This window comes from Thermophilibacter sp. (assembly GCF_966187215.1).
The window spans coordinates 1-6,783 of sequence record NZ_CBIFYV010000049.1 but is presented as its reverse complement, the minus strand read 5'-3'; the positions used below and the strand labels follow the sequence as shown (position 1 = coordinate 6,783).

The 6,783-nt window shown below is 72.1% G+C and carries 4 protein-coding genes and 1 pseudogene; 4 read left to right on the top strand and 1 reads right to left on the bottom strand.

Annotation, left to right across the window (positions count from 1 at the left end):
• The 3 genes and pseudogenes from ACWTSU_RS04415 to ffh form a co-directional block, all read left to right on the top strand.
• A pseudogene (locus ACWTSU_RS04415) lies at nt 1-1,825 on the top strand (chromosome segregation protein SMC); the annotation flags it as partial.
• Between the two features lies 1 nt (nt 1,826).
• A complete protein-coding gene (gene ftsY, locus ACWTSU_RS04410; protein WP_455138665.1) occupies nt 1,827-2,726 on the top strand; it encodes a signal recognition particle-docking protein FtsY in 900 nt (299 codons plus the stop codon).
• Between the two features lie 2 nt (nt 2,727-2,728).
• Nucleotides 2,729-4,105: a signal recognition particle protein gene (gene ffh / locus ACWTSU_RS04405; protein ID WP_455138664.1), complete on the top strand. Its 1,377-nt coding sequence runs from the start codon at nt 2,729-2,731 to the stop codon at nt 4,103-4,105.
• 29 nt (nt 4,106-4,134) lie between these two features.
• Here the strand turns inward: ffh and ACWTSU_RS04400 are convergent, their stop codons facing one another.
• Nucleotides 4,135-5,577 (bottom strand): L,D-transpeptidase family protein, encoded by a 1,443-nt coding sequence (locus ACWTSU_RS04400; protein ID WP_455138663.1) that lies wholly within the window; start codon nt 5,575-5,577, stop codon nt 4,135-4,137.
• Nucleotides 5,578-5,698: 121 nt separating this feature from the next.
• On the opposite strand from ACWTSU_RS04400, the gene ACWTSU_RS04395 reads away from it, so the two are divergent.
• Entirely contained in the window at nt 5,699-6,520 is an 822-nt protein-coding gene (locus ACWTSU_RS04395) for a TrmH family RNA methyltransferase (protein WP_455138662.1), read from the top strand.
• The last annotated feature ends 263 nt before the right edge of the window (nt 6,521-6,783 follow it).

Genomic DNA, 6,783 nt, shown 5'->3' with positions numbered 1-6,783 from the left:
CCCGGGCCGGGCCACGATCGTCTCGCGCGACGCCTCCCGCGCGCCCGCCGCCGCCGACGCGCCGGGCGAGCCGCTCGTGGGGCGGCTGCGCGTGGCCGACGACGCCCGCGCGCTGCTCGAGGCCCTTCTCGGCGACGTCCGCCTGGTGGACGGCCCCACCGAGGCGCTCCGGGCGCACGCGCAGGCGCCGGGCCTGACCTACGTCACGGCCGACGGCGTGGCCGTACTGCCGGACGGACGCGTCCACGTGGGCAGCGCCCCGTCGAGCGAGGCGGGCGCGCTCGAGCGCAAGCGCCGCATGCGCGCGCTGCGCGACGGCATGGCCGGGCTCGAGGACCGCCTCGCGACGGCCGCCTCGGCGCTCTCGGAGGCGGAGGCCGCGCTGGCCGAGGCCCGCGAGCGCGCCGCCTCCTCGCAGGGCGAGATCGCGCGCCTGCGCTCGGAGCTCTCCGCCGCCACCTCCGAGCGCGGCCGGCTCGAGCAGCAGCTCTCCTCGGCGAGGAGCGAGCGGGCCCAGGTGGCCCGCCGCCGCGAGGAGGCGGCCGAGCGCGCTGAGGCCGCCCGCGCCGACATCGCCTCGCATCGCAGCGCCGCGGCCAAGGCCCGCGAGCGCGCCGAGGAGCTCGACCGCCAGCTCGCGGAGGCCACCGAGGAGCACGACGACGCCGTGCGCGAGCAGACCCGCGCGAGCCGCGAGCTCTCCGACGCGCGCCTGGAGCTCGCCACCACGCGCGAGCGCCGCGCCAACCTCGCCACGCGCGAGGCCGAGCTCGCCCGCCGACCGCAGGAGCTCGACGAGCGCATCCGCTCCACCGAGCGCTCCTCGCGCGCGCTCGAGGTGGTGCGCCTGCGCGTGGACCCGCTGCACGACCGCTACGACGCCATCCGCTCCCGCGCGCTCGAGTGGGCCGCGCGCCTGCGCGACCGTGCCTCGCTCGCCGAGGCCGACTCCGACTCGCTCAAGAAGACCATCGGCGAGGCCCGCGAGGCGGTCTCCGCCGCCACCGCGGAGCTCGATTCCGCGCGCGAGGCCGCATCGGGCGTCAAGGTCGACCTCGGGCGCCTCGAGGAGCGCGTGCAGGTCGCGGTCGACGCGATCGTGGCCACGGGCGCCGTGCTCGACGAGGCGCTCGAGCTGCCCGCCCCGGAGGACCGCGACGAGGCCGAGCGCCGCGTGTCGTCGCTCAAGGCCCAGATCGAGTCCATCGGGCCGGTCAACGCCGTGGCCATGGACGAGTACCTGCGCCTCAAGGAGCGCGCCGACTACATCGCCGAGCAGGTGGCCGACCTCGAGGGCGCCCGGCAGTCGCTGCGCAAGATCACGGCGGCCATCGACCGCAAGATGCGCAACCGCTTCCTCACCGTCTTCGAGAAGGTGAACCACAACTTCTCCGAGGTCTTCTCGCTGCTGTTCCCGGGCGGCCAGGCGCACATCGAGATGACGGACCCCGACGACCCGTCGGAGACCGGCATCGAGATCGTGGCCCAGCCCCGGGGCAAGCGCATCGCCAAGATGATGCTCATGAGCGGCGGCGAGAAGTCCCTCACGGCGCTGGCGCTGCTCTTCGCGGTCTACCAGGTGCGCACCGTGCCGTTCTACGTGTTCGACGAGGTGGAGGCCGCGCTCGACGACTCCAACCTCTCAAAGCTCCTCGATGCGATCGAGCGCCTCAAGCAGTCCACGCAGCTCATCGTGATCTCGCACCAGCGGCGGACCATGGAGCAGGCCGACGTGCTCTACGGCGTCTCCATGCAGGCCGACGGCGTGAGCCGCGTGGTCTCGCAGCGGCTCGACCGCGCGACCGGAAAGGTGGTTGATGCGTAAGATGGGTCTTCTCGACAGCCTGAGGTCCGGGCTCAAGCGCTCGCGCGAGGCGATCAACGAGCTGTTCTACATGGGCGGCGAGGTCGACGAGAGCTTCTGGGAGGAGCTCGAGGACACGCTGGTCATGGGCGACATGGGCGCCGAGCTGGTCATGCGCGTGACCGACGACCTGCGCGACCAGGCCGCGCGCGAGAACCTCACCCGCGCCGAGCAGATCCGCGAGGCCCTGGCGCGCCGGCTCGCGGCGGAGTTCCCCGCGGCGGAGCGCGACCCGTTCGGCGACCTGCCCAGCTGCGTGCTGTTCGTGGGCATCAACGGCGCGGGCAAGACCACCACGGTGGGCAAGCTCGCCGGCCGGGCGCGCGAGGACGGCGTGAGCTGCCTCATCGGCGGCGCCGACACGTTCCGCGCCGCGGCGATCGAGCAGCTGGAGGTCTGGGGCCGGCGCGCCGGCGTGGAGGTCGTCACGCGCGAGCGCGGCGCCGACCCGGCGAGCGTCTGCTACGACGTGGTGGAGCGCGCCGAGCGCGAGGGCACCCAGCTCACGCTCATCGACACGGCGGGGCGCCTGCACACCTCCTCCGACCTCATGCGCGAGCTCGCCAAGGTGGTGGGCGTCACGCGCAAGCGCTCGGGCGCGCCCGTCTCCACCGTGCTCGTGATCGACGCCACCACTGGCCAGAACGGCCTCAACCAGGCGCGCGAGTTCAACGATGCCCTCGAGCTCGACGGCCTCATCGTCACCAAGCTCGACGGCACCGCCAAGGGCGGCATCGCGCTCGCCATATCCAGCCAGCTGGGCCTGCCCATCTACCGCATCGGCGTGGGCGAGTCCATCGACGACCTGCAGGCCTTCGACGCGCTCGAGTTCTGCCGCGCGCTCGTGGGCGAAGGGATGTGACCATGTTCAACTCTCTGTCCGACCGTCTCCAGGACACCTTCGAGAGGCTCCGCGGCAAGGGGCGCCTCACCGAGGACGACATCAACGTCGCCATGCGCGAGATCCGCATGGCCCTTCTCGAGGCCGACGTCAACTACCGCGTGGTCAAGGAGTTCGTGGCCCGCTGCAAGGAGAAGTGCCTCACGGCCGACGTCCTCGGCTCGCTCACGCCGGCCCAGAACGTGGTCAAGGTCGTGCTCGACGAGCTCACGGCGCTTCTCGGCTCCACCGACTCCAAGCTCACGCTGGCCCAGAACCGCACGCCCAACGTGATCATGCTCGTGGGCCTGCAGGGCTCCGGCAAGACCACGGCCGCCGCCAAGCTGGCCTACCTGCTCAAGCACCAGGGGCACAGCCCGCTGCTGGCCGCCTGCGACACGCACCGCCCGGCGGCCGCCGACCAGCTCGCCACGCTCGGCGCGGAGATCGGCGTGCCGGTCTTCCGTGGCGACGGCAAGGACGCCGTGGCCGTTGCCTCCGGCTCCATCCAGGAGGCCGTCGACCGCCTCTGCGACATCGTGATCGTGGACACGGCCGGCCGCCTGCAGATCGACGAGGAGATGATGGAGGAGGCCGTCGCCATCAAGCGCGCGGTGCGCCCCGACCAGATCCTCATGGTGGTCGACGCGATGACCGGCCAGGATATCGTCAACGTGGTCACGGAGTTCGCCGACCGCGTGGACTTCGACGGCGTCATCATGTCCAAGCTCGACGGCGACGCCCGCGGCGGCGGCGCGCTCTCCGTGCGCGAGGTCACCGGCAAGCCCATCAAGTTCGTCTCGATGGGCGAGAAGCCCGACTCGCTCGAGATCTTCCACCCCGACCGCATGGCCAAGCGCATCCTGGGGATGGGCGACGTGGTGGGCATCATCGAGCAGGCCCAGAAGGTCGCCGACGAGCAGCAGGTCGCCGACGCCGAGCGCATGCTGCGCGAGGGCTTCACGATGGACGACATGCTCGCTCAGATGCAGCAGATCCGCAAGATGGGCGGCCTCAGGAAGCTCGCGGGCATGATCCCGGGCATGGACCGCGCGCTCGCGCAGGCACCCGGCGCGAGCCTCGACGAGTCGCAGCTCACGCGCATCGAGGCGATCATCCGCTCGATGACGCGCGAAGAGCGCGCGCGTCCCAAGATCATCAACGGCCAGCGTCGCCGCCGCATCGCCGCCGGCTCCGGCCGCAGCGTCCAGGAGGTCAACCAGCTCATCAAGCAGTGGTCCGAGATGAACAAGATGATGGGAAAGATGCGCGGCCTCGCGCAGCAGGGCGGCGGCAAGAAGGGGCGGCGCGCCATGCAGCAGATGATGCGCAACATGGGCGGCGGCCGCATGCCGTTCTAGGCGCCCGCGCGCCCCGGCGGCGTCGTGGCCTAGTAGTGCACCACCACGACGTCGCCGAGCTTCACGAGGTTGTAGAGCTCGGCGGCCTTGTCCACGGGCAGGTTCACGCACCCGTGGCTGCCGTTGTACTGGTAGATGGAGCCGCCGAAGCTGGAGCGCCAGTTGGCGTCGTGCAGGGCGACGAGGTTGCCGACGAACGGGATCCAGTACTTCACGTGGCTGATGTAGTCGGGCTCGCCGTCGCCGTTGTAGTCGAGGCCGCGCAGCTGCACGTCGCCCGTCGCCATGTTGGAGTTGACCTGGTTGACGCCGGTGGGCGTGTCATAGCCCTGGGAGTGGTCGCCGCTCACGCAGTCGGACTCCCAGATGAGCGCCCCCGAGTCGTCGTACATGCGCACGTGCTGCTCGGTCAGGTCGATGTCGATGTAGCGGCTGCCCCAGTCGCGCCCGCCATCGTCGGGGGCCACCTGGCCGGACTGGGAGTAGGGCACGTCGACCTGGCGCGCCTCGTGGGCGTTCAGCGCGTCGACGAGCGAGGTGGTGGCGCTGCCCTCGTCGACCTCCCAGCCGTAGGAGCCGCCCGAGACCGTGACCTGCTTGCCGTCGGGGCGCGTGTAGGTGCGCTCGGAGCCGACGGTGTTGAGCGAGCCCACCGCCTCGTTCACCCACGCGCCAACGGCGTCCTGATCGAGGGAGACCGTGAGGTCGTCGCCCACGCTCACCCAGCCGGCGATGTCGTCGGCCGTGACCGCGCGCGCCTCCTGCCCGTCGAGCGCGAGCGCGCTGCCGGCCGCGGCGAGGTAGGCGTTGGCCGCGTCGAGCGCCGCGTGGAGCGCGTCGTCGGTGTGGGCGAGCTCGTCGGCACCCAGCTCGATGGAGGCGGCGCGGTCCGTGAAGGCGCGCGAGAGCGCGTCCACGAGCGCGTCCGCGTCGAGATAGCTCGCCGCCACGCCGGAGTCGAGCACGAAGGCCCCCTGCTCGGCGTCGTAGCTGACGGCGTCGCCCCCGAGCTCCTTGACCCGCTGCGACGCGGCGTCGATGCTCGGCTGGAACAGGGAGAGGAGCGCGTCGCGGTCGAACACCACGGCGCTCTCCGCGCTCACCGTCCTCCGCGCGCCCGTGGCCAGCTCCACCGGCCACGCCCAGGCGTTCGTCTGCCCGATCGCCTCGCGCGCGTAGGCCTCTCCGTCGTAGGCGAGGCTGATGTCGGAGGCGCGCACCTCCACGTCCACGCCGTCGCCGGTGACGTGCGCCTCGTAGTCGCCGAGGGCGCCGGCCTTCTCGGCGGCCACCTGGTCCACCGTCCTGAGCGAGACGTCCTGACCGTCGAGCGTGGTCCCGGGCATGAAGAAGAACTGGCTGAACGCCACCACCCCGCCCAGGTAGGCGGCGAGAAGGACGCCGAGGATGACGAGCGGGACGATCCAGAGCGCCTTGCTGTGCCGGCCCCCGGTTCTCTGGGGGCTGCTCATGTGATGTGCCATTGTGCTCACCTTGCCGGGGATGCTCGCTGCCGAAGGGGTCATCTCGCTATATTACTCTAGACGCGGGAGCGTGCGGGGAAGCCGCGAGATGTTAACGGGAGGGGAAGGCATGGCCGAGCTGGTCCGCCTCGACAGTCTGGCAGACGAGCGCCTGGACGTCTTTGCGCGCCTCACGGAGCGCCAGGTCAGGAGCGGCTCCGAGGGGCGCGGGCCGCTCATGGTCGTGGAGTCGAGGCTCGCGGTCACCGCCGCGCTCGAGGGCGGCGCCGAGCCGGTGTCGTTTCTCGTGGACGAGCGCGACCTCGACGCGTCCGCCGAGGTGCTCGCCCGCGTGGGCGGCGACGTGCCGGCCTACGTGCTGCCCCACGACGAGATCGCGCGCCTGACGGGGTTCCGCCTGACGCGGGGACTCGTCTGCGCGCTGCGCCGCCCACGCGGGCGCTCGGTGTCGGAGGCGCTCGAGGGCGCGTGCCGCGTGGTGGTGCTCGAGGACCTCGTGGACGTCACCAACGTCGGGGCGATCTTTCGCAGCGCCGCCGCGCTCGGCGCCGACGCGGTGCTCCTCTCGCCGCGCTGTGCGGACCCTCTCTGCCGCCGCGCCGCGCGCGTCTCGATGGGCTGCGTCTTCAAGGTCGCGTGGGCGCGCGCCGACGAGGCGGACTGGCCCGGGACGACGCTCGGCCTGCTGAGGGAGCGCGGCTTCGAGCGGCTGGCGCTCGCGCTGGGGGAGGGAGCCGTCGCGATCGACCGGCTGCCCCCGCTCGGCGAGACGGGCCGGCGCGCGCTGCTGTTCGGCACCGAGGGCACGGGCCTCTCGCCGCGCGCGCTCGACGCCTGCGACGCCCGCGTCATCATCCCGATGGCGCACGGCGTGGACTCCCTCAACGTCGCGGCCAGCTCCGCCGTGGCCATGTGGCAGCTCTTCCGCTGAGCCTCTCTCCGCGCGCGGCGTCTCCGACCGCCGCCGGCGACCCTTCAGAGACCTTGAGCATGTCGAGAATCGACAAAACCGCGCTCTCGAGAGGCCGTTTTGTCGAAATCCGACACACTCAAGCATCCTGAACGCCGTCGCCGCCGCGGGTGCGACCGCCCCGCTCCCGAGCGCGCGCGACGGCCTCGCGCCGAGAAGCCCATGCCGGTCACAGGTGCCGTCAGCCGGCTCACCGAGAAGGGCCTCCCTCCCGCGACTTCTGC